This window comes from Roseateles sp. P5_E4, assembly GCF_054049255.1.
The window spans coordinates 73,752-97,104 of sequence record NZ_JBFUMS010000003.1; the positions used below are offsets into that span (position 1 = coordinate 73,752).

Annotated in this window: 21 protein-coding genes and 1 tRNA gene; 12 read left to right on the forward strand and 10 right to left on the reverse strand. The window is 68.8% G+C overall.

Annotated elements, in window-relative coordinates; all coding sequences use genetic code 11:
• Window positions 1-175: 175 nt before the first annotated feature.
• The 4 genes from ACXJLH_RS07405 to ACXJLH_RS07420 all read right to left on the reverse strand — a co-directional run bounded on the left by ACXJLH_RS07405 (window position 176) and on the right by ACXJLH_RS07420 (window position 5,845).
• Window positions 176-2,104, reverse strand: a complete 1,929-nt coding sequence (locus ACXJLH_RS07405) for a diguanylate cyclase (protein WP_457443246.1) — start codon at window positions 2,102-2,104, stop codon at window positions 176-178.
• A 482-nt stretch (window positions 2,105-2,586) separates the two neighbouring features.
• Window positions 2,587-2,663: transfer RNA gene (locus tag ACXJLH_RS07410), tRNA-Val, on the reverse strand.
• A 45-nt stretch (window positions 2,664-2,708) separates the two neighbouring features.
• Window positions 2,709-4,967, reverse strand: a complete 2,259-nt coding sequence (locus tag ACXJLH_RS07415; protein WP_457443248.1) for a RelA/SpoT family protein — start codon at window positions 4,965-4,967, stop codon at window positions 2,709-2,711.
• Window positions 4,964-5,845 carry an alpha/beta fold hydrolase gene (locus ACXJLH_RS07420; protein WP_056197928.1) on the reverse strand — a complete coding sequence of 294 codons (882 nt, stop codon included), beginning with the start codon at window positions 5,843-5,845 and terminating at the stop codon, window positions 4,964-4,966. Before ACXJLH_RS07420 ends, ACXJLH_RS07415 begins: the two co-directional genes overlap by 4 nt.
• 44 nt (window positions 5,846-5,889) lie before the next feature.
• Here ACXJLH_RS07420 and ACXJLH_RS07425 point away from each other — a divergent pair, with 44 nt between their 5' ends.
• Complete coding sequence (locus ACXJLH_RS07425) at window positions 5,890-6,660, forward strand: 3-hydroxybutyrate dehydrogenase (protein WP_056197930.1); 771 nt, start codon at window positions 5,890-5,892, stop codon at window positions 6,658-6,660.
• Here ACXJLH_RS07425 and ACXJLH_RS07430 read toward each other — a convergent pair whose 3' ends face one another.
• Complete coding sequence (locus ACXJLH_RS07430; RefSeq protein WP_457349832.1) at window positions 6,661-7,353, reverse strand: SIMPL domain-containing protein; 693 nt, start codon at window positions 7,351-7,353, stop codon at window positions 6,661-6,663.
• Window positions 7,354-7,492: 139 nt separating this feature from the next.
• On the opposite strand from ACXJLH_RS07430, the gene ompR reads away from it, so the two are divergent.
• On the forward strand, window positions 7,493-8,227 hold the full coding sequence (gene ompR / locus ACXJLH_RS07435) for an osmolarity response regulator transcription factor OmpR (protein ID WP_056197934.1): 735 nt from the start codon (window positions 7,493-7,495) through the stop codon (window positions 8,225-8,227).
• A 161-nt stretch (window positions 8,228-8,388) separates the two neighbouring features.
• Window positions 8,389-9,708, forward strand: coding sequence for an ATP-binding protein (locus ACXJLH_RS07440; RefSeq protein ID WP_056197936.1), 1,320 nt, complete (start codon window positions 8,389-8,391; stop codon window positions 9,706-9,708).
• 10 nt (window positions 9,709-9,718) lie between these two features.
• Here ACXJLH_RS07440 and ACXJLH_RS07445 read toward each other — a convergent pair whose 3' ends face one another.
• Both ACXJLH_RS07445 and ispF read right to left on the reverse strand, forming a co-directional pair.
• The gene (locus ACXJLH_RS07445) at window positions 9,719-10,411 is read right to left on the reverse strand and encodes a hypothetical protein (RefSeq protein WP_056197939.1); all 693 of its coding nucleotides are present in this window, start codon (window positions 10,409-10,411) and stop codon (window positions 9,719-9,721) included.
• A gap of 31 nt (window positions 10,412-10,442) precedes the next feature.
• The gene (gene ispF / locus ACXJLH_RS07450; protein ID WP_457443251.1) at window positions 10,443-10,952 is read right to left on the reverse strand and encodes a 2-C-methyl-D-erythritol 2,4-cyclodiphosphate synthase; all 510 of its coding nucleotides are present in this window, start codon (window positions 10,950-10,952) and stop codon (window positions 10,443-10,445) included.
• Window positions 10,953-11,030: 78 nt separating this feature from the next.
• Here ispF and ACXJLH_RS07455 point away from each other — a divergent pair, with 78 nt between their 5' ends.
• The 7 genes from ACXJLH_RS07455 to ACXJLH_RS07485 all read left to right on the forward strand — a co-directional run bounded on the left by ACXJLH_RS07455 (window position 11,031) and on the right by ACXJLH_RS07485 (window position 19,553).
• Window positions 11,031-11,729, forward strand: a complete 699-nt coding sequence (locus ACXJLH_RS07455; RefSeq protein WP_457443253.1) for a substrate-binding periplasmic protein — start codon at window positions 11,031-11,033, stop codon at window positions 11,727-11,729.
• A gap of 22 nt (window positions 11,730-11,751) precedes the next feature.
• Window positions 11,752-13,947 (forward strand): patatin-like phospholipase family protein, encoded by a 2,196-nt coding sequence (locus tag ACXJLH_RS07460; RefSeq protein WP_457443255.1) that lies wholly within the window; start codon window positions 11,752-11,754, stop codon window positions 13,945-13,947.
• A gap of 99 nt (window positions 13,948-14,046) precedes the next feature.
• Complete coding sequence (locus ACXJLH_RS07465; RefSeq protein WP_082532691.1) at window positions 14,047-14,616, forward strand: DUF4402 domain-containing protein; 570 nt, start codon at window positions 14,047-14,049, stop codon at window positions 14,614-14,616.
• Window positions 14,617-14,636: 20 nt separating this feature from the next.
• A complete protein-coding gene (locus tag ACXJLH_RS07470) occupies window positions 14,637-15,086 on the forward strand; it encodes a hypothetical protein (protein WP_457443257.1) in 450 nt (149 codons plus the stop codon).
• Between the two features lie 4 nt (window positions 15,087-15,090).
• Window positions 15,091-15,555, forward strand: coding sequence for a DUF4402 domain-containing protein (locus ACXJLH_RS07475; protein ID WP_457349824.1), 465 nt, complete (start codon window positions 15,091-15,093; stop codon window positions 15,553-15,555).
• A gap of 63 nt (window positions 15,556-15,618) precedes the next feature.
• Window positions 15,619-16,458, forward strand: a complete 840-nt coding sequence (locus ACXJLH_RS07480) for a molecular chaperone (RefSeq protein ID WP_457443259.1) — start codon at window positions 15,619-15,621, stop codon at window positions 16,456-16,458.
• A 26-nt stretch (window positions 16,459-16,484) separates the two neighbouring features.
• Window positions 16,485-19,553: an MSCRAMM family protein gene (locus ACXJLH_RS07485; RefSeq protein WP_457443260.1), complete on the forward strand. Its 3,069-nt coding sequence runs from the start codon at window positions 16,485-16,487 to the stop codon at window positions 19,551-19,553.
• Here ACXJLH_RS07485 and ispD read toward each other — a convergent pair.
• Both ispD and ACXJLH_RS07495 read right to left on the reverse strand, forming a co-directional pair.
• On the reverse strand, window positions 19,537-20,226 hold the full coding sequence (gene ispD / locus ACXJLH_RS07490) for a 2-C-methyl-D-erythritol 4-phosphate cytidylyltransferase (protein ID WP_457443262.1): 690 nt from the start codon (window positions 20,224-20,226) through the stop codon (window positions 19,537-19,539). The genes ACXJLH_RS07485 and ispD overlap by 17 nt on opposite strands.
• Before the next feature lie 11 nt (window positions 20,227-20,237).
• A complete protein-coding gene (locus tag ACXJLH_RS07495; protein ID WP_457443264.1) occupies window positions 20,238-20,987 on the reverse strand; it encodes a class II aldolase/adducin family protein in 750 nt (249 codons plus the stop codon).
• Between the two features lie 72 nt (window positions 20,988-21,059).
• Between ACXJLH_RS07495 and ACXJLH_RS07500 the strand changes: the two genes are divergently transcribed.
• Both ACXJLH_RS07500 and ACXJLH_RS07505 read left to right on the forward strand, forming a co-directional pair.
• Window positions 21,060-22,097: an RNA methyltransferase gene (locus tag ACXJLH_RS07500; protein WP_457443266.1), complete on the forward strand. Its 1,038-nt coding sequence runs from the start codon at window positions 21,060-21,062 to the stop codon at window positions 22,095-22,097.
• 93 nt (window positions 22,098-22,190) lie between these two features.
• Window positions 22,191-22,790 carry a chalcone isomerase family protein gene (locus ACXJLH_RS07505; RefSeq protein WP_457443267.1) on the forward strand — a complete coding sequence of 200 codons (600 nt, stop codon included), beginning with the start codon at window positions 22,191-22,193 and terminating at the stop codon, window positions 22,788-22,790.
• A gap of 16 nt (window positions 22,791-22,806) precedes the next feature.
• On the opposite strand, the gene ACXJLH_RS07510 is transcribed toward ACXJLH_RS07505, so the two are convergent.
• Window positions 22,807-23,328 carry a hypothetical protein gene (locus ACXJLH_RS07510; protein ID WP_457443269.1) on the reverse strand — a complete coding sequence of 174 codons (522 nt, stop codon included), beginning with the start codon at window positions 23,326-23,328 and terminating at the stop codon, window positions 22,807-22,809.
• Window positions 23,329-23,353: the final 25 nt, after the last annotated feature.

Genomic DNA, 23,353 nt, shown 5'->3' on the forward strand with positions numbered 1-23,353 from the left:
AAGGTGAGGAAATGGGGCTTTACGGGACATGCTAGGACATTGATTTCACGGGAGAAATTTCCCTTTTACGTCCCGGCCCGCTTCCTAAACCACACCCCATTTTTCGCACGTTTCTGAGCTGGGGAAGCAGGATGGCCATGCGGATCACCTATCCAGCGCTGGCGCCCCGCGAGCGTCAACTGTGCAGCGGCGCCAGTGAGCCGCAGGCAATCGCTTCCTGCAGGCTGCCTTCAGTGGGCTGGGCGCCTGCGCCAGCCGCGGACGGCGCCCCGACGCCGAACCAGCCGTTGCGTCCACGAGCCTTGGCTTGGTAGAGCGCCTCGTCGGCGAGCTCTACCGATCGTTCCCAGGAGCCGCCGTGCTGCGCGCCGGGGACGAGAGGATATGGGGCGAAGCCGATACTGCATGAGATCTTCAGAGGTTGCCCGTCCGGCAGCTCGACCGGGCTCCCGTCAATGGCTTTGCGCAGCCTTTCGGCCAGCTGCGCCGCATGCCCGCGGGGCGTTCCCCGCGTCATGAGCAGGAACTCTTCGCCGCCCCAGCGGATGAGCTCGTCCTCCCCTCGCAACACACCCTTTAGGCGCTCCGCCGCCTGCCGCAGCACGGCGTCCCCGGCAGGGTGGCCGAAGCTGTCGTTGACACGCTTGAAATGGTCGAGGTCAATCAGGTAGAAGAGCAGGTCCACCGGCTCGGCCGCGACCGTCCCGCGGCCCGCATGGGAGCGGTCCGCGGCAGCCACGTGCGAATCCACCTGAGCCATGAAGTGCCGGCGGTTGCGCAGGCCCGTCAGCGGATCGGTGACCGCCATGTCCTGGAGCTGGCGGTTCACGGCTGCCAGGGTTCTCGCATGCCGGCGTGTCGCCCTCACCACCAGCAGCGCCGCAGCGCTGCAGGCGAGCGCGGCCAGGATCACGGCCGCAACGACGGTCCGCTGCGTCTGACGCTCGCTGGCCTGGCGCTGGGTGCGCTCACGCTCGGCATCCACCAGGGCCTGGTCCAGCGTCAGCCCGGCCCTGTGCGATTCGTCCAGCCTCTTGCGCAGGCCCTGCAGGTGCTCCACAAGCGCGCCATAGGCCTCGTCGTGGCGGCGCGCGAAGGCGTACTCCTCGGCCACCTCGTCCAGCATTTCCCAACGATCGCTGCCCTGGGCTTCGGCCTCCAAGATGGCCAGGCCCTCAGCGTGCCTGCTCAGACGGTTGAGTGCCTTGCCCCGGTTGAATCTGGCGACGCGCGTCGTGTCAGCGTCGCCCCGGGCCGCGACGATCGCGGCGTCGGCCATCTCCAGCGCCGCCGCCGGCAGCCCGGCCTTCAGCAAGGCGTCCGACTGGTTGCACAGGAAGTTCACCAGCATGTAGGGCGTGCGCCCCAACTTGCGGGCGATCTCCTGCGCCCGTGGTCCCAGCGGGCGTAGTTTGTGCCACTCGCCGGTTGCCCGGTACATATCGTTCAGCAGCACCAGCGTCCTGAGCTGCTCCACGCCGTCGTCCACCGCCTCCTGCTCCTGCAGCACGGCCAGCAGCTCCCGCTCCGCTTCGTCCAGCTTGCCGGCCGAGCGGAGCCGGTCCGCCCATTCGTCACGGGCCCACCAAGTGACCTTGTCGGCGGGATGCCGGATGGCCAGTTGCCTGGCCTCCTGCGTGTAGCGGCCGAGAGCGTGGAACTGCTTCCAGTCCTCCTGCAGCACCAGCAGCACCCGGAGCTCGTCATGCCAGTCGCCGCGGGCCCGCGCCTCGGCGAGCAGGCGCATGCCTTCCAGTACGGCCTTGTCCAGCTCCTGCCGGGCTTTGAGCTGGCCGATGCGCAGCAGGCGATGGCGGAACTCGAGCACCGGGTCGCGGTGTTGCCGCAGAAGGCCGGCCGCCCGATCGAGCAGTTCGCTGGCGCGCCCCCCGTCCGAATGCCGCAACTGCCTACCCTGCTCCAGCAGGGCCGCCACCTCCAGCAGAGGATCGCCGCTGGCGTTGGCCTGCGAACGGCTGCGCTCCAGGAAGGCAAGGAACTCGGTGCGGGGCGCGAATGTCTGGACGTCCTGTACTTGCTGGTCAAAGGCACTCACGCTCGGGGTGAGCGCGAAAGCCAGTCCTTGCCAAGCAAACACCGCCATCCACAGCGCTCGCACTCGCAGCCGCGCCGGACCCGTGCGCCGCCGAGGCCCGCCTGTTCCGGAGTACCCATTCCAAAGAACTGCCACACCGACCCCACTACAGCGGCAACCACTGCATGACCAATTTTCGGACCGGCATGCCAACGCGTGTCAGCCATCCTCCCGCCACGGGCTGGCGCGCACAAGAATCCATCACGAACTGCCGGAAAACTGCAGACGTCGACCGCGGCGTGCCTGTATCGACAGGTACAGCGGCGCCAAGGGTCGCAAGGATCGGCCTCAGCTCGACGCCATGCTGAAGGGCGTGGCTCGGAAGGAATTTGACGTGGTCGCGGCTCAGCACTGCTGCGTCACAGCTTGGCTCAAGCACCACGACACTGGTAAATCGTTGACTTCAAAAGCAAAAATGCCTCAGATCCGTGAAGATCTGAGGCATTCTTAACCTACCGTCGGACTGACCCCACTGGGTCAGTCTTCATATTTGGTAGGCGCGATTGGATTCGAACCAACGACCCCCACCATGTCAAGGTGGTGCTCTAACCAACTGAGCTACGCGCCTGAAGAGCTGCGCACTATAGCAGGTTTTTCAGGTCCTCGTCCAGGCTCACTTGCGGCGTGCCGAGCGCACGCCAGAGATGGCGCAGAGGTCGCGCAGCACCTTGGCCAACCTGGATGCATCAGACAGTTCCAGCGTGAAGCTCATCCAGGCCGTGTCGCCGCCGCCCGCGCGGGGTTTGACGGCGCCGGGCTTCATCGACTGCGTGTTCACCGCGACGACATTCATCTTCTCCTTGGCGAAGATCTCCAGCACGTCGCGCAGCAGGCCCTGGCGGTCACCGGCCTCGACGAGCACGTCCACGGGATAGACGGGCGCACCCTTGCCCACCGTTTCACCACCGCCCCACTCCACCGCGATGACGCGCTCGGGCGAGCGACGCTTCATCTCGGCGAGGTTGCTGCAATCGCTGCGGTGGATGGCCACGCCCTTGCCGCGCGTGACGAAGCCGGAAATGGCGTCGGGCGGCGCGGGCCGGCAGCAGCGCGACAGCGTCGTCAGCAGCGAGTCGATGCCCACCACGAGCACGCCGCCACGGTTGCTGCTGGCGCTGCGCGTGTGCCGCTGCGCGAGCAGTTCGTTCTCATCCACCGCCGGCTCGGGCGGGCGCAGCAGCAACTCGATGTTGCGCAGCGAGTATTCGTCCTTGCCAACGACCTCGAACAGCGCATCCGCACCCTTGAAGCCCAGGCGCGCAGCCAGCTCGTCGAGCTTGAGCGCCGTCTTGCCTTCGCGCTGCAGCAGCTTCTCGACCAGGTCGCGACCTTTGGCAATCGTCTGCGCCTGTTGCAGCGCATTGAACCAGGCACGCACCTTGGCGCGCGAGCGTGGGCTCTGTAGATAGCCGAGCTCGGGGTTGAGCCAGTCCAGCGACGGGCCGCCTTCCTTGGTCGCGATGATCTCGACAGTCTGCCCGCTTTGCAGCGGCGTGTTCAACGGCAGCATCTGGCCGTCGATGCGTGCGCCGCGGCAGCGGTGGCCGAGGTCGGTGTGCACCGCATAGGCAAAGTCCACCGGCGTCGCACCCGCCGCCAGCTCGACGATGGTGGCCTGCGGCGTGAAGACATAGATGCGGTCGTCGAACACCGGGCCGCCCTCGGCGCCCTGCACGGTGTCGCGCTCCCAGGCCAGCAGCTGGTTGAGCACGGCCTTGCGGGCTCGAGCCACCTGCTCCTCAAACTCGCCAGCCGCACTGACACCGGCATAGCCGCGCGCACCGGCCTCCTTGTAGGCCCAGTGGGCGGCAACGCCGTGTTCGGCGTGCTCATGCATATCGCGCGTGCGGATCTGCACCTCCATCGCCCGGCCGTCGGGCCCGAGCACGACGGTGTGCAGGGACTGGTAGCCGTTGGGCTTGGGTTTGGCGATGTAGTCATCGAACTCGCCGGGCACCGGCGTATAGACCTCATGCAGCCGGGCCAGCGCGGCATAGCAATCGGCCACGCTGGCGACGACGACGCGCAGCGCACGCAGGTCGAAGACGCGGTCCAGCGACAGATCCTTGCCCTGCATCTTCTTGTGGATGCTGTAGAGGTGCTTGGGGCGGCCCTGCACCTCGGCGGCAATGCCCTGACCATAGAGGTCGGCCTGCAGAGCCGCGCGCGCGGCCTCAACACGCTGCTCGCGTTCGACGCGGGTCTCATGCAGGGCGCCGGCCAGGGCTTTGTAGGCCTGCGGCTGCAGGAAGCGGAATGCCAGGTCCTCCAGCTCCCACTTGATCTGCCAGATGCCCAGGCGATTGGCCAGCGGCGCGAACACCGCCTGGGACTCGGCCGCCAGGTCCTGCGGGCAAGGCTGCTTGCTGGCGGCGTACCAACGCAGCGTCTGCAGCCGTGAGGCCAGGCGCAACAGCACGACGCGCAGGTCGCGCGAGAAGGCCAGCAGCATCTTGCGCACGCGCTCGGTCTGTTCGGCGCGCAGGTCGTGCTTCCTGTCGGCCGGCAACCTGGCGTCGCGCGTGGTGCGCTGCAGCTGCACGAGGCGGCGCGTGTGCGTGACGAGGCTGGCATAGCTGTCGCCGAAGGCCTTGGCGACGACCTCCTCCGGCTTGCTGAGGAAGTCAGCCGCATAGACCAGATAGGCCGCAGCCTGCAGCTCCTGTGCGCTGCCCACGGCGCGCAGGATGGCCGCCACGCCGTCGGCGTGAGACAGCGCGTTCTCGCCGGTGTCCAGCAACTCGCCGGCCAGCAGCGGCTCGGCAACGGCGCGGGCACGAACGACCTCGGCATTGGAATGTTCGGCGCCTGCGTCCAGCAGCGCGACGATGGGCGCCGTCGCGGCGCCCTCGGGCATCAAGCCGGTCTTCATGAACTGAGGAAATCCCTCACGACGGCAATCTGGTTGGCATGAATCAACGTGGGCGCATGGCCGATGCCGGGCAACTCGACCAGGCGAGCGCTCGGGCCGCGTTGCGTCATGGCGCGCGCCGTCTCGGCACTGAGCAGGTCGGACTCCGCGCCGCGGATCAAGAGCGTCGGGCAGCTCAGCTGGTCATAGGCCGCCCAGAGTGCAGCCTCGCCCGCGGCCACCAGCTCGGGCGTCACGGCCGTGAAGGACAGCGCGATGGCCGGGTCGTAATGCGATTTCCACTCGCCACCCTCCTGGCGGAACAGTGGCTCGGACAGGGCCAGCCATTCCTCGTCGGTGTGCGGGCCGAAGCCCTCGGAGATGCTGCGCAGATAGGCCGCGCCCTCTTCCAGCGATTTGAAACGCATCGCCTTGCCGAGATAGCTGCCGATGCGCTGCAGGGCCTCGATGCGGATGGCCGGGCCGACGTCATTGAGCACCAGGCGGCGGATCGGGCTCGCCAACCCGTCGGGCCGCGGCAGCGAAGCCAGGCCCAGGCCGATCAAGCCACCCATGGAGGTACCGACCCAGTCGACCTGCTCGACATCCAGCCGCGCCAGCAGCGCCACCATGTCGGAAACATAACCCGGAATCTGATAGCCAGCGGGCTGGCGCAACCAGTCGGAGCGGCCGCGGCCGACGACATCGGGGCAGATGACGCGATAGCGGTCGCTCACGGCGCGAGCCAGGGCGTCGAAGTCCCGCCCCTGCCGTGACAGGCCATGCACGCAGACCAGTACCGGTGCGTCGGCGCTCGGGCCGGCCCACTCCCAATAAGCCATCCGGTGCAGGCCGGTGCTGTCCAGGCAATTGACGAAGCGCAGTTGGGGCTGGGTCATGATGCAATCCTTTGAGTCATCCTAGCAACCAAGAAGGACCCTCCATGTTGAAAGGCAAGACCGCCCTCGTCACGGGCTCCACCAGCGGCATCGGCCTGGGCGTGGCCCTCGCGCTCGCGCGCCAGGGCGCCAACCTGATCCTGAACGGCTTCGGCGACGTAGAAGGCCCCAAGGCCGAGGTCGCGGCGCTGGGCGTCAAGGTGGGCTATCACGGCGCCGACATGAGCAAGCCGGCCGACATCGCGGCCATGGTGGCCTATGCCGACGCCGAGTTCGGCGGCATCGACATCCTCGTCAACAACGCCGGCATCCAGCATGTCGCGCCGGTGCAGGACTTCCCCGTAGAGAAGTGGGACGCCATCATCGCGATCAACCTCACCTCCGCCTTCCACACGACGCGCCTGGCGCTGCCCGGCATGCTGAAGAAGAACTGGGGCCGCATCATCAATATGGCCTCGGCCCACGGCCTGGTGGCGTCGGCGCAGAAATCGGCCTATGTGGCCGCCAAGCATGGCCTGGTCGGCTTCACCAAGAGCATCGCGCTGGAGACGGCGACATCGCCGGTGACCGTCAACGCCATCTGCCCCGGCTGGGTGCTGACGCCGCTGGTGCAGAAGCAGGTCGACGCGCTGGCCGCAAAGGACGGCGTGAGCAACGACGAGGCCAAGCGCCGCCTGCTGGCCGAGAAGCAGCCGTCGCTGCAGTTCACGACGCCAGACGAACTCGGCGCCCTGACCGTCTTCCTGTGCTCGGACGCCGCCATCAATGTGCGCGGCCAGGCCTGGGCCATGGACGGCGGCTGGACCGCAGTTTGATCATTTCGTCAGTTGCACTGAACCGCTGACATTCACCGTCACGGTCGCCTTGCCGGCTTCGGTCGGCAGCGCCATGTCGGCGGCTTCGGCCTTCATGCGCATCACGCCCATCATCGGGCGCGGTCCGGCTTCGTCACTGTTGATGCTGACCTCACCGACGACGTAGCTGCCGTAGCCGAACTGCCTGGCGTAGTCCGCCGCCCTGGCCCGGTAGCGCGCAATCGCCTGGGCCGTGATGTCGGCCTCCGCCTTCTCGCGAGCCTCGCGCGACAGGCTGTAGCCGACGCGGGCGATGCTCAGCGTGTTGATGCGCCCCGTCAGCTGAGCGATGGCTGCCGCATCCCGCCCCTCGACCAGCAGCTCGGCGCTGCCCTGCCAGCCGCTGAGCTTGCCGGTCTTGGGGTCGTGGCGCGGATAGAGCGAAAAACTGCCCGTCTGCACATCGACCTGACCTGGCTTGGCCACCTTGCGCGCTTCGGCCAGGGCGGCGTCCAGGGCCTGCTTCAACGCCGCTTGCACGCCCGCGGCGTCGGCACCTTCGCGCGTCGTCGAGAAGGCAATGCCCAGCACATCACGCGTCACCTCGGCGCTGGCGCTGGCCGACAGGCTCAGCCGCTCGCGCGGCGGCCCTTCCGTGGCTGCATGGGCAGACAGGGTCAGTGCAAGGCTTGAGAGGACGAGGACTGCGCGCATGGAGAACTCTCTTTGCAAGGAGGGAAAGCCCAGCTTAGCCGGGGTAGTTGGCAACGAGCTGTAACCTGTGCGTGATGTCCTACAAAGCAGGGTTTCAAAACCTGCTCACAATGCCGCTGTTACAAATTCAGGAAACGCGATGAACAGCAGCGCGACACCCCGTCCCAACCGTATCCTTGTCGTCGATGACGACGCCCGCATCCGCGATCTGCTCCGGCGCTATCTGACACAAGAAGGCTTCGAAGTACTGCTCGCCGAAGACAGCCGGGCGCTGAACAAACAGCTCACCCGCGAGACGGTGGACCTCATCGTGCTGGACCTGATGCTGCCCGGCGAAGACGGCCTGACCATCTGCCGCCGCCTGCGTGCCGCCAACGACCAGACGCCCATCATCATGCTGACGGCCAAGGTCGAGGACGTGGACCGCATCGTCGGCCTGGAAGTGGGCGCCGACGACTACCTGGCCAAGCCCTTCAACCCGCGCGAACTGCTGGCCCGCATCAACGCGGTGCTGCGTCGCCGCCCCCCGCCGGAGGCCCCGGGTGCGCCGAGCAAGGAGCCGATGACGGTGACCTTCGGGCCTTTCGAGTTCGACCTGGCCCTGCGCCGCCTGACCAAGAATGGCGAGCAACTGCCGCTGACAACCGGCGAGTTCTCGATGCTCAAGACCCTGGTGCGCCACCCGCGCCAGCCGCTGTCGCGCGACAAGCTGGCCCAGCTCGCCCGCGGCCGCGAGTTCGAGCCCTTTGACCGCAGCCTGGATGTGCAGATCTCGCGCCTGCGCAAGATGCTGGAGGCAGACCCGGCCCAGCCGCGCTATATCCAGACCGTCTGGGGCGTGGGCTATGTGTTCGTGCCCGACGAAAACGCGTAGAACGTGAGCCCCTCGCCCATCCTTGACTCGCTGAACGCAGTCAAGCTTGGTCGGTCCCCCGAGGGGACGGCGATGCTTGCGGCATTGAGCCGCTCGCACATCGCCAGACGGGCCGGCTTGGGGCGGCCCGGCGCTCGGCCCAAACACAACTCGACTACGTGATGGCCCGTCCGCATCTCGCACTGAACCTCTTCTGGCGCACCTTCGCCTGGCTGGCCCTGCTGCTGGCCGGCGCCGTGCTGGCATGGCAATACACCTTCAAGCTGCTCGAGGCCCAGCCGCGCGCGCTGGAGTCGGCCGAGCAGTTGGCAGGCCTCGTCAAGCTCAGCCGCATCGCGCTGGAGCACACCGACCCCATCAACCGCGTCGCCGTCATCAGCTCGATGTCGCGCGGGGACACGGTGCAGGTGCGCGTGGCCGAGACCAGCGACCGCTGGTTGCCCTACGACACCAGCCCCTTCGCCAAGCAGCTCGCTTCGGAGCTGCGCAACACGCTCGGGCCCGATACCGTCGTCGCGCGCAACGTCAACGACGTATCGGGCCTGTGGGTGCGCTATGTCGTCGGCGAGGACGCCTTCTGGTTGCGCACCAGCGCGACGCCGCTGTCCATCTCGCTGGCCAGCAACTGGTGGTGGGTGGTCATTGCGCTGCTGGCCACCGTCGTCGGCTCGGCGCTGATCGCCCGCCTCATCAACCAGCCATTGCGCGAGCTGGCGGAAGCCGCCGGCCGCATCCGTGATGGTGAGTACGACTCGCGCCTGGACGAGAACACCATGACCAGCGAGATCCGCGAGGTCAACATGGGCTTCAACCGCATGGCGCGCGAACTGGCCAAGCTGGAGGAAGACCGTGCCGTCATGCTGGCCGGCATCTCGCATGACCTGCGCACGCCACTCGCCCGACTGCGACTCGAAACCGAAATGAGCGTCAGCGACGAACAGGCGCGTCACTTCATGGCCCAGGACATCGACCAGCTCGACGCCATCATCAGCAAGTTCATGGACTATGCGCGGCCCAACGAGACGCAGCTGCGCGAGACGCGGCTGACCGACGTCGTCGAGCGCGAGGTGCAGGGCTTCCGCGACCCCGACCAGATCCGCTTTCGAGTGCAGGTCAGCGAGGCCCTCAAGGTCTTCGTCGACGACACCGAGCTGGGCCGCGTGCTGCTCAACCTGTTCGAGAACGCGCGCCGCTACGGCCATGCGGAAGGCGAGCCGGCGCGCGTGGACGTGAGCGCCACTCGCCAGGGCTCCTGGGTGGAGCTGCGCGTGCGCGACCATGGCCCCGGCGTGCCGCCCGACCGCCTGCAGCGCCTCACCGTGCCCTTCTACCGCGGCGACGCCGCTCGCACCGCCGCCAGCGGTGCCGGTCTCGGTTTGGCCATCGTCGAGAAGTCAGTGCAGCGCCTGGGCGGCACGCTGTCCATCAGCAATGCGCAGGGCGGCGGCCTCATCACGGTGCTCAAGCTGCAAGGGGCCTGAGCCGAGCCGCTCAGTGGGCCGAAGCAGCGCTCGCGGCGGGCGCCGGCACTGCCGCCTCGCCAAGCGACTGCGCCAGCTGCTTCTCCAGCCCTTTCTCGACCCCGATGACCACGTTCAGCGTCAGCCGGTAGGCATGCAGCGCCTTGATGAGATCCACCGGGTCGCCGCGGCCGAATTCGGCATCGACCAGCGCATCCGTCAGCCGCGTGAACGAGCCGATCGCGCTGAAGCTGGACTGGATGACCTGCTGCGAATCGCGCTGCGCGGTGTAGGCCTCGGACAAACGTCGCAGGTCGGCGTGCGGCAGGTGCACCAGGGCCTGGTCGGCCAACGCCGTGTCCCAGGCGTCGCGGCGCAGGCCCGGTGTGAACACGCTGATGTGCAGGCGCTCGCTAAGCAGGGTCTTGAGCGTCGCGGGCTTGGCCTGCCCCTGCTCGGCCAGCTTCTTCACCTCGCCGTAGAGGGCGTTCACGCCTTCCATCACGGTGCGGTTCTGCATGATCGTGGAGCGCACCTCGGTCAGATTGGCCTGCAGCTCTGAATCAACCTGTTCGATGGTCTGGCGCGCCAGCTTGCGGTGGTGCAGCGCCTCGAAGCCCGCCTCCAGCCCCAGGGCGGTCAGGATGCCCAGCACGATCATCACGTAGTGGACGCCGAGTTCCTTGAAATTGGTCGGGGCGTGGCCGGGAGGTTCGACGTGCATGTGCGCGGGCTTGGGAAGTTGGGGCGCGATGTTAGCGAACCCCCGAAGCGGCAAGAAGGCAGATCGCCCGCGCCTCGATCGCCCGCCCCTCGCCCACCGGCCCCATCTTCTCGGCCGTCTTGGCCTTCACATTGATCTGGCCGATGTCCACACCCAGCACCTCGGCCAGCCGCGCGCGCATGGCCGGAATGTGGGGCGCCATCTTGGGCGCCTGGGCGACGATGGTCGTGTCCAGGTTGACCAGGGCCCAGCCCGCCTCGCGCACGCGTCGGTAAGCCTCGGCCAGCAGCACCATCGAGTCGGCGCCCTTGAACTCGGCGGCCGTATCGGGGAAGAGCCCGCCGATGTCCCCAAGCGCCGCGGCGCCGAGCAGCGCGTCGGTGATGGCATGCGCCAGCGCGTCGGCATCCGAATGCCCGAGCAGGCCATGCGTGTGCGGGATGGTGATGCCGCCCAGGATCAGCGGGCGGCCGGTGACGAGTTGGTGCGTGTCCCAGCCTTCGCCAATGCGCAGGGAGCTCAAAGCGTTCGGGATGGTCATGAGGGCATTGTCGGGGAGACAGGGGCGCAGCCACGCGCTACCCTGCGCGCCACTTCAAGGAGGGCAATGAGATTCGGCATGCGGCATCTGCTTGTGTTGCTTGCGCTGCTCTGTGGCACGGCCCAGGCACAGCAGCTCCAGCTGCTGGTCTTTCCCAATCCCGGCCTGTTCGACGTAGCTGCTGACGGCACGGTCAGCGGACCTGGCGCGGAGTTGCTCGCCAAGATAGGCCGGGCCAGCGGCCTGCAGCTGGGCATCCTGGCCATGCCCATCCCGCGCGCACTGGCGACCGCCAGCAGCACGCCCGGCAGTTGCGCGGTGGGCCTGTCCCGCACACCCGAGCGCGAGGCCGCCTTCCATTGGGCCGGCCCCCTGGCCAGCGGTGCGCTGGTCATCTACGCACGCGCCGACGAAGCACCGACGTTGCACGGTCTGCAGGACCTGCGCGGCCACGGCGTTGTTGTGCAGCGCGAGTCTGCGCCCGCCGCATCGCTGCGCGAGCAGGGCATCGCCGCCCAGGAGGCCAACAACTCGGTGTCGGCCTTGCGCATGCTGCAGGCGCGGCGCGTGGACTTCTGGTTCGCCAACGAACTCGCTGCCGAACCCGTGATCCGCGCCGAGGGCGGCGCGCCGGTCAAGAGCGTCCTGACGCTGCGCCGCGTGGACGCCTATGTGGCCTGCCACCTTGGCACGCCGCAGGAGCCGGTCGACAAGCTGCACCAGGCCATCCAGAAACTGCGCCGCCAGGGCGAGCTCGCGGAGTTCGGCCTGCGCTGACGCTGCTATGGTGCGGGCCGCCATGAAACGCCTGCTCCTTCTTTGCTGCCTGATCGCCGGCTCCGTGCTGGCCGCCGAACCCTCTCCCGCTCAGCGCCCCAGGATCGGCCTCGTACTGTCCGGCGGCGGCGCCCGCGGCCTGGCCCATATCGGCGTGCTGCGCGTGCTGGAGGAGATGCAGGTGCCGGTAGACCTCATCGTCGGCACCAGCATGGGTGCGGTGGTCGGCGGCGCCTATGCCTCGGGCCGCAGCCTGGATGAGCTCGAGATCCTGGTGAAGGGCGCGAACTGGAACGCCATCCTGGCCGACCGGCCGGCGCGCGAGCGCCTGTCCATTCGCCGCCGCGAGGATGACGAGCGGCTTCCTTCGCGCATCGAGTTCGGCTTCACGCCGCAACGCGGTGCCATGCTGCCCGGCGGCGCCGCCGCCAATGGCCAGTTGGAGGCCACGCTGTCCTCCCTCATCCCCGCTACGCGCGCCGACGACCCGCTGCGCAAGCTGCCCATCCCGTTTCGCGCCGTCGCGACCGACCTGCTCTCCGGCGCCATGCTCGACCAGGCCGACACGCCGCTGTTTGAGGCCCTGCGCGCCTCCATGGCCGTGCCGGGCGTGTTCGCGCCGCTGCGCGTCAACGGCCGCCCGTTGGTGGACGGTGGCCTGGTGCGCAATCTCCCCGTCGACCTGGCCCGCCAGCTTGGCGCCGACATCGTCATCGCCGTCAACGTCGGCACGCCGCTGCTCGAAGACCGCGAGATCAGCAGCGCCGTCATGGTGGCCAACCAGATGCTGCAGATCCTGACCGAGCAGAACGTGCAGCGCTCGCTGCGCGAGCTGAACGCCCGGGACATCGTCATCGACCCCGACCTGCCCGGCATGGGCTTCATGGACTTCTACCGCGCCGACGAGGCCATGGCCACCGGCCGGCGCGCGGCCCTGGCCGCCGGCGAGCGCCTGGCGGAATTGGCCGCGCCTGCTGCCCACGCGGCCCTGCAGGCCCGCCGCCTCGGCCCGCCCGAGTCAGCGTTGAGTGCCCTGCCGCTGGCCGAGCTGAAGATTACCGGCGCTCAGCGGGTCAACGCCGAGGCGCTGCGGGCCGAACTGGCCCTGCAGCCGGGCGACACAGTAGGCCGCGCCGACCTGACCCGGGCCGTCGAGCGGCTGGACGGCACCGGCGATTTCGAGCGCATCGAGACCGAGATCGACGACCGCGACGGACGGCGCAGCGTCGAGTTCAAGCTCACCGAGGCTGACTGGGCCGCCAGCCGTGTGCGCTTCGGCCTGGAGCTGTACAGCAACTTCGCCGATGCCAACAGCTACTCGCTGGTGGCCATGCACGTCGCCAACTGGCTCAACCCCTGGGGCGCGGAGCTGCGCTCGGTCGCCCGCATCGGCTCCTCGCGCGGCCTCAACACCGAGTTCTACCAACCGCTCGGCCCGGGCTCGCGCTGGTTCGCCAGCGCCAAGCTTGCCTACACGGCCGGCAGCAACGACGTCTTCGACCAGGGCCAGCGCGCGCTGCGCCTGTCCAGCAGCCTGACCAGCGCGCAGCTGGAACTCGGCCACCGCATCGCCGGCCTGGGCGACCTGCGGCTCGGCATCGGCCGCCTGCGTGCCAGCGACGAGGTGGTGCTGCCCGTCGTCCCAGAGGGCAGCCGCCGCTCGCAGAGCTATGGCCAGCAATACCTGGAACTGCACACCGACACGCTGGACTCCCTCGCCTTCCCCAGCCGCGGTCAGTGGACGACGGCGCGCATCGAATGGCTGCATCCGCGCGGCGAGGCCAGCGTCATCAACGCCTCGCTGATCGGCTTGTCGGCCTTGCGGCTGGGCGAGTGGGCCGGCCAGCTCTACGGCGAGTTCGCCCACGCCGAACGCGGTCAGGCGCGCTCTCTCGGGGGCTATCTGCGCCTGTCTGGCACGCCCGATGCGTCGCTGGTGGGTGAAAACATGGCCCTGCTGCGCGTCGTCATGGCGCGGCGCATCGGCGAGATGCCTGTCGGCCTGGGCGGCGCGGTGCGCGTCGGTTTCTCGCTGGAGACGGGTGCCATCGGCGCGGGCTCCGGCCTCAAGCTGTCCAACATACCCAGCAGCGGCTGGAAGCAGGCCGTCAGCGGCTTTCTCAGTGTGGACACGCGATTCGGGCCGTTCTACCTGGCGCTCGGCACGACGCGCGGCGGCGAGACAGCGGCCTATTTGCTGCTGGGGCCGAGCTGGTAAAGAAATGACCGTCAAGCTCGGCGCTGATCGGCCGATAAGCCTGTTGAGCGGGCCCGCAGCATTCGCGGGTCGGCACATCCAGGAGCCGAGGAGCGCCCCATGAACACATCGTTGAAAAGATCCGTTCGTCCGCAAAGCCTGCTGGCCTTGAGCGCCCTGGTGCTGCTGGGAGCCGCTGGCATGCGCGGCGTACAGGCCGCCGACAACGCGACCGCCAGCGCCACCGCCGTCGTGCTGCAGCCCATCGCGGTGACCAAGTCGGCCGACCTCGTGTTCGGCAATCTGGTCGCCGGCAACGGCGTCGTGACCCTGGCCACCGACGGCACCCGCACCAAGTCCGGCACGGCCGTCCTGCCCACAGGCGTCGCGCCCGTGGCCGCGCGCTTTGACGTGACCGGCGCCGGCACCAACACCTTCTCCATCGACTACACCGGCAGCGACACGGTGCTGACCGACGCGAGCGCGAACACGATGGCCATCGACTGGATCACCGAGGCGGTCGCGACCGCGACGGCGACCGGCAAGACCGACGAAACCACCGACGCCACCACAGGCACGCTGGCTGCCGGCGCCGCCTATATCTTTGTCGGCGGCAAGCTGACGGTTGGCGCCGCCCAGGCCGCGGGTACCTACACGGGCATCGTCAAGGTGACCGTCGCCTACAACTGAGGCCTATCCTCCTTGCGGCCATGACGACCGCCTTCCGCATTCACGGCCTTTGCGCCGCCACCGCACTGTGGTGCACCCTGTTGCCACAGGCGCCAGCCGTGGCCGCCAGTGCCGCGGCCCAGGCCAGCGCGGCCGTCATCGTGCCCGTGACGGTGAACGCCTGGCTGGGTGTGCCCGTCAGTGTGCAGGACCTGCTGCTGGCGCGCGACGCCCCAGCCGGCCCCGCCACGGGTGACCTGGTCACTCGCGTGGCCAGTGCGACCACGCCGGCCATCCTGCGCGCCCTGCCCCTGTGGATCGGCAGCGCGGTGGAGTCCCGGCAGGCCTTTGGCGTTGACATCGTCCCCGCGGCCAGCGCGGCGCTGCTGGCGCGTGGCCCGGCTGCAGCCGTGTCCGTGGCCGTCGCGTTGCCTGCAGGGGAAGGCGGCGATGGCGAGGGCCCTCTCGTCATCACCGTCGCCTTCAACTGAGGCCATGCGCGGGCTGACCCGTCATCGCGCCCTGGCCGCGCTGCTGCTGGTCGCCAGCGCGGCCGCGCCCGGTCAGACCCTGGTCAACAACGGCGCCCTGTCTTTCGGCGCCTTCACGGCCGGCAGCGGCGGCACGGTCGCCGTCAACCCAGGTGGCGCGCGCACGAAGACCGGCAACGTCATCCTCGTCAACCAGGCCGGCACGGCCAGTGCCGCCCAGTTCACGATCACCGGCACGCCGAGCGCGGTGTTCGTCATCACCTTGCCGGTGGACGGCACCGTCTTCCTCACCGATGGCGCCAGCGGCAGCATGGCGCTGAACAGCTTCGTCAGCAGCCCCTCCGGCACAGGCGTGCTGGGCGGCGGTGGCACCCAGCAAATCAACGTCGGCGCCACGCTGACCGTGAGCAACCTGCAGGCCACGGGCAGCTATTCCGGCTCCTTCAACGTCACCGTGAACTACCAGTAAAGACCGGCAACTCCGGTGCTTTTGCGAGCTTTGCACCGCTCAAGTCCTGGCGACGATGCCGGTATGCGTGCAAAGACCAAGTTCATCCGGCTGGCGGCCCTCGGGCTGCTGCTGCTGGCGCGCGCGGCGCAGGCCGACCTGATGCTGTTCCCGACGCGCATCGTCTTCGACAAGCAGCAGCGCGCCGCCCAGGTCGAGCTGATGAACCAGGGCAAGACGCCCGAGACCTATCGCATCAACCTCGTCAACCGCCGCATGGGCCCGAATGGCGAGTTCATCGCCATCGACGCGCCCGGCCCCGGCGAGCAATTCGCCGATGCCATGCTGCGCTACTCGCCACGCCAGGTCACCATCCCGCCCGGCGGCTCACAGATCGTGCGCATCCTGCTGCGCAAGCCCGATGACCTGGCCATTGGCGAATACCGCTCGCATCTGCAGTTCGACCGCGTGGCCGAGGCCAGCGGCAACAGCAGCGTCGAGGACGTGGCCAAGCGCGAGGGCAAGGACGTCGGCATCGTCATCCAGGCCCTGGTCGGCGCATCCATCCCCGTGATCGTTCGCCAGGGCGAGACCCACGCCAAGGCCGAGCTGTCAGAGCTGGCCCTGCAGCCGGCCTCGGCAACGAGCCCCGGCACTCTGTCCTTCCAGATGAAGCGCGAAGGCAACCGCTCCCTCTATGGCGACCTGCTCGCCACCTTCACAACCACGGCCGGCGTCACCTTCGAGGTGGCGCGCGCCGGCGGCGTGGCCGTCTACGTGCCCAACGCGGCCCGGCGTGTGCAGTTGCCGCTGCAGCTGCCCTCCGGCAACGCCCTGCCCGCCGGCACGCTGAAGCTCGCCCTGCGCGAACGGCCCGAGGCTGGCGGCAAGCTGCTGGCCGAGACCAGCCTCGCCCTTCCCTGACGGACCGGCGCCCGCCGCTCGGCGCCATGGCTCCGCTCCGCATCCTCCAGCGCATCGTCGCCGCAGCCCTGCTGGTTGCGCCGTTGCTGCTGGCCCATGCCGCGCCCGACGACGCGCCGAAGCCGCTGCGCCAGCTCGAGGTGCAGCTCGATGGCCGCACGCTGGCCGAGCCGCTCGACGCCTATCAAACCGACTACCAGGTGCTGCTGCCGCTTGGGGCCGTCTCCAAACTGCTCGGGCTGGACCTGCGCGTGCAGACCGCATCGGGCCGCGCCGCCGGCACACTGCCGGGCTCGGGCGAGCCCTTCTGCCTGGACCTGATCGACTCGACCATTCGCATCGGCGAACGGCGCCAGTCCTTCGAGCCGCGGCTGGCCCAGGCGATCGGTGGCGACATCTATGTGTCGACGCAGCTGCTGGCCCGCTGGCTGGGCCTGGAACTGGCCGTGGACCTGCCGCACTGGCAGCTGCGCCTGCGCGCGCGCGACAGCGTCGCCGCCGTGCCGCCAACGCCACCCTCCCGGCCGTCCCTGCCAACAGGCCCGCGCCGCATCGACGAGACCAACCTGCTGGTGCTGGAGGTGGTGCTGGATGGCCAGGTGGTGTCCGACAGCCTGGCCGCCTACCAGGACGGCACGCAGACCCTGCTGCCGCTGGGTGAGCTGTCGCGCCTGCTGATGCTGGCCGTCCAGGTGAAGCCCGACCGCGGCAGCGCCGACGGCCGGCTGCCCGGCGAGCGCGGCTTTGCGCTGAACCTGGCCGAGTCCCTGGTCAGCCTCGGCGGCCGTGAACAGAACTTCGAGCCCCGCCTGGCCGGCGTCGTCGGCGACGACATCTACGTGTCGCGCCAGTTGCTGACGCGCTGGCTGCCGATGGACCTGCAGGTCGACCTCGCCACCCTCAAGCTCAAGGTCGTCCCGCGCGAGAAGCTGCCGCTGCAGGAAAGGCTGGAGCGCGAGCGCCTGGCCGCGGCCCTGGCTGGCCTGCAACCCGCCGAACGGCCGAACTACCCCTATGCACGCTCCACACCCGGCTTGGTCGACGTGCCCTCCATCGACCAATCCTTCGGCGCCGACGCGCGCCGCGGCAAGAACTCGCGCCAGTACAAGGCGGCCTACACGGCCTACATCACCAGCGACCTGCTCGGCATGGAAGGCTCCGCCTATGTACTCAAGACCCACGACAAGGCCACGCCCGACCTGCGCCTGACGCTGGCCCGCAACGACCCCGATGCCGGCCTGCTCGGGCCGCTGCGGGCGCGCTCCGTCGCCCTGGGCAACCTGGCTTTGCCCAGCGTGCGCAACGTCATGCAGGGCAGCGCCAAGGGCAATGGTGTGTCGGTCAGCAACCGGCCGCTGGACCAGCCGAACAGCTTCGACCGCCACAGCCTGCGCGGCGACCTGCCGCCGGGCTGGGACGTGACGCTGTACTACAACGACCAGTTGCTGGGCTATCAGTCCTCGCGTGCCGACGGCCTCTACGCCTTCGATGACCTGCCGCTGTCCTTCGGCGCCAACGAGTTCCGCCTCGTCTTCCACGGTCCGCTGGGGCAGTTGCGCGTGGAGAAGCAGAGCTTCCTGCTCGACCAGGCCAGCGTGAAGCCCGGCGAGGTGTTCTACACGCTGGCCTCGCAGGTCGCCGACGACGGCTCGGTGCGCAGCGTCGCCCAGGCCGACATCGGCATCGGCAAAAAGCTGACCGGCAAGGTCGGCCTGGTGCGCCGCCCGCGCCTGGTGGCCGGCGTCGTCGCCGAGGCGCTGGACTATGGCCAGCTCGGCCTGCTGGCCTATCTCGACTCGATGATCCTCAGCTCGCAGCTCACCGGCATGCGCGGCGGCGGCGCCCTGGGTGAGCTGGGCATGAAGACGCGCCTGGGCGGCTTCGCGCTGGACCTGCTGCACACCCAGCGCCAGGGCGGCTTCATCAACGACCAGTTCGCCGACGTGGCCGGCGGCGTGCGCCAGCGCCAGGAGCTGCGGCTGCAGGGTGGCGTGCGCCTGGGCGGCCTGCCGCGCCTGGTCATCGATTTCAATGCCGTGCGCAATGCGCTGGACCAGGGGCCGGCCAACCTCCAGCTCGGCCTGCGCACATCGGCCATGCTGTGGGGTACGGCCCTGTCCAACAGCCTGCGCTGGCAGCGCAGTGGCGACTTCACAGTCACCGACGGCGCACTGCAGTTGAGCCGGCGCGTCGCCGACATCGGCCTGAACGCGCAATTCATGTACCGGCTGCAACCCGGCGCCAGCCTGCAGGCCGTGGCCATCAGTGCCGACCGCAACCTCGCCGACGGCTACCAGATCAATGCCGGCCTGCTACGCAGCATGGACTCGGGTCTGACGCTGGTGTCGGGCGGCCTGGCCAAGAACCTCGGCAGCTTCGGCTTGGCCGTCAGCGCGAGTTATTCCAGCCAGCATGAACTGGCCATGGGCCTGCAGCTCTTTGTGGCGCTGGACCGCGACCCGCGCAGCGGTCGCTGGCAGCTCGATGGCCAGCCGCTTGCCGGCAGCGGCGCCGTGTCGGCACGCGCTTTTGTCGACCGCAACATGAACGGCATCCGCGACCCCGGCGAGGACTTCGTGGCCAATGCCGGCTTCCTGCTCAACGGCGGCGGCCGCCACCCGCGACTGACCGACACCGGTGGCGTCGCGCTGCTGAACCGCCTGGCGCCAGGCCGTTATGCCGACATCGCGCTCGACCCCGCCACGCTCGAGGACCCGCAGTGGAAGCCGCTGACACCCGGCGTGCGCGTGCTGCCGCGGCCCGGGCGTGTGGAGCAACTGGAGTTCCCGGTCGTGCTGAGCTCCGAGGTCGAAGGCACCATCTATCTGGTCGAGGCCGGCGGCAAGAAGCGCGGCATCGGCGACGCCCAAGTGGAACTGGTCAACGGCCAGGGCGAGGTCATCGCCACGACGACCAGTTCGGCCGACGGCTACTACCTCTTCCACCAGGTCACGCCCGGCGCACTGCGGCTGCGCATTGCGCCCGAACAGGCGGCCAAGCTCAAGCTCAAGGGCAAGCTGGAACGCGGGCTGGACGTGCCGGCGAATGGGGACTTCCTGAGCGGCGAGGATCTGGAACTCAGGCTCGCGAGCTGAGCCAGCGCTCGGCCAGCTCGAAGTCCTCGGGCCAGGTCACCTTGAAGTTGGCCATCGACGCTCGCACGAGCAATGGCGCGAGACCCAATGCCTCGACAGCACTGGCTTCGTCGGTCGCCGCGGCGCCCATCGCCGTCAGCGCCTTTTCCACAAGGCCAAGGCGGAACATCTGCGGCGTCTGCGCAGCCCATTTGTCGCGGCGGTCCAAGGTGGCCGTGACGCGGCCGTCAGCGTCTCCGGCCTTCAGCGTGTCGGCCACGGGCTGGGCCAGCAGGCCGCCGACAGCATCGTGCTCACAGGCGCCGATCAGCGCATCGACCCACTCGGGGCGCAGCAGGCAGCGCGCGGCGTCGTGCACCAGCACCCAGTCGTCGTCGCTCGCACCACGTCGCCTCAGTTCGGCCAGGCCGCCGAGTACGCTCTCGGCGCGGCTCGCGCCACCCACGCGGGCGACCCAGCCGGTGTGATCGGGCAGCGCCGCCTCGAAGCGATCATCGGCGGGCGACAACACCACCAGCGTCTGCGCCACACGCGGCACGGCGGCGAGCGCCGCAAGCGTATGGGCCAGCATGGGCAGACCGGCGATGTCGACGTATTGCTTGGGCATGCCGGCGCCGGAGCGCTCGCCGATGCCGGCGGCGGGGACGAGGGCGAAGAAGCGGGGACTGGTCATCCCCGACATTCTCAGGCGTCGTGCCCGGGGTTCTGTCGCGCGAGGCGCCGCAGCAATCCGGGCCAGGCCAGTTCGGCGCCCGAGCCGCGCATGACCTTGTCGCTCTGAGCGCGGATGCCGGCCAGGATCTGCTGCGGGATGCGGATCAGCTCGCCGCCGCCAGCCTGAGCCGCGATCTGGATCTCGCAGGCGCGCTGCAGCATGAACATCTTCAAAAAGGTATCGGCCGCGCTGTTGCCGAGGGTCAGCAGGCCGTGGTTGCGCAGCATCATCAGCGAGGCCTTGCCGAGGTCGCGCACGAGGCGAGCCTTTTCATCGGGGTTGAGCGCCACGCCCTCGTAGTCGTGATAGCTCAGCGACGCCAGCGGAAACAGGCTGTGCTGCGAGATCGGCAGCAGGCCTTCGCGCTGCGTGCTGACCGCCACGCCCGCCACCGTGTGCAGATGCATGACGAACTGCGCGTCCTCGCGCGCCTCGTGCACGGCACTGTGGATGATGAAGCCGGCCGGGTTGACGTTGTAGTCGCTGGGCGCCACCTTCTCACCGGTCTGGTCCACCTTGACGAGGCTGCTGGCCGTGATCTCCTCGAACATCATCCCGTAGGGGTTGATGAGGAAGTGATGCTCGGGGCCGGGCACGCGGGCCGAGATGTGGGTGAAGATCAGGTCGTCCCAACCGTGCAGGGCCGCCAGCCGATAGAGGGCGGCGAGGTCGCAGCGGACGGCCCATTCTTCGGGGGCGCAGTTGTCGGGCTTGGCCATGGTGTCTCCTCGTGAAAAGGGTCGATCCAGCATAGCGCCGACAATCGCCAGGCTGTTGTCACCTCCGTTCCCATGCTGATTGCCGACCTCAGCCAGCGCCTGCGTGCGCTCGGCGCCAACCCCGACCACGAAAGCCGCGTGCTGCGCCACTGGGTGCGCTTGCTGCCGCTGGAAGGGGGCAAACGGCCGTTGCAGGGCTTCCTGCCCAAGGCGGTCATGGCGGCTCTGCCGGGACTGATGGCGGAGCTAGACAGCCTCGTCACGCTGCGCAGCGAGCACGCCGGCGGCGATGGCGAGTCGGCTCGGCTGTTGTTGGGCCTCAACGATGGCCAGACCGTGGAGACCGTGCTGCTGCCACGCGACGGCGTCTGCGTGTCCAGCCAGGTGGGCTGCGCGGTGGGCTGCCGCTTCTGCATGACGGGCGTGGACGGGCTGATCCGCCAGGTCGGCAGTGCCGAGATCGTGGCCCAGGTGGTGCTGGCCCGGCGCAAGAACCTCAAGCTGCGCAAGGTCGTCTTCATGGGCATGGGCGAACCCTCGCACAACCTGGCCAATGTGCTGGACGCCATCACGCTGCTGGGCCGCGAGGGTGGCTTCGCGCACAAGCAGCTGGTGTTCTCGACGGTGGGCGATGAGCGCGCCTTCGCCGCGCTGAACGAGGCCGAGGTGAAGCCGGCCCTGGCGCTATCCCTGCACACGACCGACGCCGCCAAGCGCGCCGAGCTGCTGCCTCGCGCGCCGCGGCTGACGCCCGAGGAACTCGTCGAGGCGGCCGACGCCTATGCGCGATCCAGCGGCTATCCCATCCAGTACCAGTGGACGCTGCTGGATGGCGTCAACGACGGCCCCGAGGAGCTGGACGGCATCGTGCGCTTGCTCAAGGGCCGCTATGGTTTGTTGAACATGATCCCCTTCAACAGCGCCGAAGGCCTGCCCTTCACGCGACCGAGCTGGGAACGCGCGCGGGCCATTGCCGCCGAGCTGTCTAGCCGCGGCGTGCTGACCAAGCTGCGCGACTCTGCCGGCCAGGACGTGGAAGGTGGCTGCGGCCAGTTGCGCGCCCGCGAGGCCGTCGGCCGGCCGGTGCGGGTCGTGAGGATTCACGCCTGAGGGTATCCGTCAGGCCGGGTACGGTCGGTTCCACAAGCAGAATCGCGGCGCCGCAGCAGCCTCGCTGCGAGAAGAATGCCTTTTGGAGAAGACATGACTCAGCTTCAGACGCTGGCCAGCCACGCCCGCATGGCCGCGTTGATCGCCGGCACGGCCCTGTGCCTGCAAGCCACGGCCGCGCCCACGGTCAGCAAGTTCGCACCCACGGCCCAGCTGGGCGGCAGCACGCTGCAGCTCAATGGCAAGGGCACGCGCGTGCGCCTCGTGTTCAAGGCCTACGACATGGGCCTGTACACGAGCAAGCATGTCAGCACGGCGGCAGAGCTGTTTGCGCTGCCGGGCGCCAAGCGGCTGCAGTTCACCGCACTGCGTGAACTGCCCGGCACCGACCTGGGCCGGCTCTTCCTGCGCGGCATCAGCGACAACACGCCCAGCCCGCAGCTGACCCGGCACACCCTGGCCACGAACCGGCTCATCGAGATCTTCTCGGGCAAGCCCAAGCTGTTGCCCGGCGACACCTTCGCGATGGACTTCGTGCCGGGCAAGGGGACGCAGTTCTACATCTCCGGCCAGGCCCAGGGCGAGCCGGTCGGTGACGACGAGTTCTTCACGCTGGTGCTGCGCATCTGGTTCGGCGATTCGCCGGCCGACACGCAGCTGCGCGATGCCCTGCTGGATGGCGGCAAGGACTGACCAGGGCCAGCCGCTTCTAGTTGCCCAAAGCGATGCGCGCCATCTCGAAGCGGGCACCGCCATCGTCATGCGGGCTGATGTGCACGACGCGGAACTGCTTGGCGGTGCCGGCGCGGAACTCGTACTCGCCGGCCGGAGGCACACCCTCCTCGCAGCTGAGCGTGTCCGACTCCTTGGGCGGCTTCACGCGGGCGGCCGGCTCACGGCAATCCAGCACGGCACCATGCCTGCCCAATGCCTTGGCGTAGAAGGCGGCGACGCGGGCCGGCGAGTCGGCAACCTGGAACTTCATGACGTTGATGCGCAGGCCGAAGGAACCGGCCCAGGCGCCCAGCGACGCCGCAGGCGTGTCGCCACGGCTTTCGCCGGAGAGCGTGGCGCCCGGGTAGCCAGGCAGGCCGACGTCGGCCAGCGTGGCATGTGCGCTGCCCTGCAGCCCGATGCTGAAACTCTTGTCGTCACCCGCCCACGCGGATGACGTCATCAGGCAGGCCATCAACAGGCCGGCAGCGGTGCGACGCGAATTCCCTTGGCCCATCACGATCTCCTCAATGGAATGCGCG

What these genes read in the sequence shown, in the direction of transcription:
- ACXJLH_RS07455 (WP_457443253.1), top strand. Translation starts at nt 11,031, where the DNA reads ATGCGGCATCTGCTTGTGTTGCTTGCGCTGCTCTGTGGCACGGCCCAG.
- ACXJLH_RS07505 (WP_457443267.1), top strand. Translation starts at nt 22,191, where the DNA reads ATGACTCAGCTTCAGACGCTGGCCAGCCACGCCCGCATGGCCGCGTTG.
- ACXJLH_RS07470 (WP_457443257.1), top strand. Translation starts at nt 14,637, where the DNA reads ATGACGACCGCCTTCCGCATTCACGGCCTTTGCGCCGCCACCGCACTG.
- ACXJLH_RS07445 (WP_056197939.1), bottom strand. Translation starts at nt 10,411, where the DNA reads ATGCACGTCGAACCTCCCGGCCACGCCCCGACCAATTTCAAGGAACTC.
- ompR (WP_056197934.1), top strand. Translation starts at nt 7,493, where the DNA reads ATGAACAGCAGCGCGACACCCCGTCCCAACCGTATCCTTGTCGTCGAT.
- ACXJLH_RS07510 (WP_457443269.1), bottom strand. Translation starts at nt 23,328, where the DNA reads ATGGGCCAAGGGAATTCGCGTCGCACCGCTGCCGGCCTGTTGATGGCC.
- ACXJLH_RS07475 (WP_457349824.1), top strand. Translation starts at nt 15,091, where the DNA reads ATGCGCGGGCTGACCCGTCATCGCGCCCTGGCCGCGCTGCTGCTGGTC.
- ACXJLH_RS07420 (WP_056197928.1), bottom strand. Translation starts at nt 5,845, where the DNA reads ATGACCCAGCCCCAACTGCGCTTCGTCAATTGCCTGGACAGCACCGGC.
- ACXJLH_RS07480 (WP_457443259.1), top strand. Translation starts at nt 15,619, where the DNA reads ATGCGTGCAAAGACCAAGTTCATCCGGCTGGCGGCCCTCGGGCTGCTG.
- ACXJLH_RS07500 (WP_457443266.1), top strand. Translation starts at nt 21,060, where the DNA reads ATGCTGATTGCCGACCTCAGCCAGCGCCTGCGTGCGCTCGGCGCCAAC.
- ACXJLH_RS07415 (WP_457443248.1), bottom strand. Translation starts at nt 4,967, where the DNA reads ATGAAGACCGGCTTGATGCCCGAGGGCGCCGCGACGGCGCCCATCGTC.
- ACXJLH_RS07405 (WP_457443246.1), bottom strand. Translation starts at nt 2,104, where the DNA reads ATGGCGGTGTTTGCTTGGCAAGGACTGGCTTTCGCGCTCACCCCGAGC.
- ACXJLH_RS07460 (WP_457443255.1), top strand. Translation starts at nt 11,752, where the DNA reads ATGAAACGCCTGCTCCTTCTTTGCTGCCTGATCGCCGGCTCCGTGCTG.
- ACXJLH_RS07495 (WP_457443264.1), bottom strand. Translation starts at nt 20,987, where the DNA reads ATGGCCAAGCCCGACAACTGCGCCCCCGAAGAATGGGCCGTCCGCTGC.
- ACXJLH_RS07465 (WP_082532691.1), top strand. Translation starts at nt 14,047, where the DNA reads ATGAACACATCGTTGAAAAGATCCGTTCGTCCGCAAAGCCTGCTGGCC.
- ACXJLH_RS07430 (WP_457349832.1), bottom strand. Translation starts at nt 7,353, where the DNA reads ATGCGCGCAGTCCTCGTCCTCTCAAGCCTTGCACTGACCCTGTCTGCC.
- ACXJLH_RS07485 (WP_457443260.1), top strand. Translation starts at nt 16,485, where the DNA reads ATGGCTCCGCTCCGCATCCTCCAGCGCATCGTCGCCGCAGCCCTGCTG.
- ACXJLH_RS07425 (WP_056197930.1), top strand. Translation starts at nt 5,890, where the DNA reads ATGTTGAAAGGCAAGACCGCCCTCGTCACGGGCTCCACCAGCGGCATC.
- ispF (WP_457443251.1), bottom strand. Translation starts at nt 10,952, where the DNA reads ATGACCATCCCGAACGCTTTGAGCTCCCTGCGCATTGGCGAAGGCTGG.
- ACXJLH_RS07440 (WP_056197936.1), top strand. Translation starts at nt 8,389, where the DNA reads ATGGCCCGTCCGCATCTCGCACTGAACCTCTTCTGGCGCACCTTCGCC.
- ispD (WP_457443262.1), bottom strand. Translation starts at nt 20,226, where the DNA reads ATGACCAGTCCCCGCTTCTTCGCCCTCGTCCCCGCCGCCGGCATCGGC.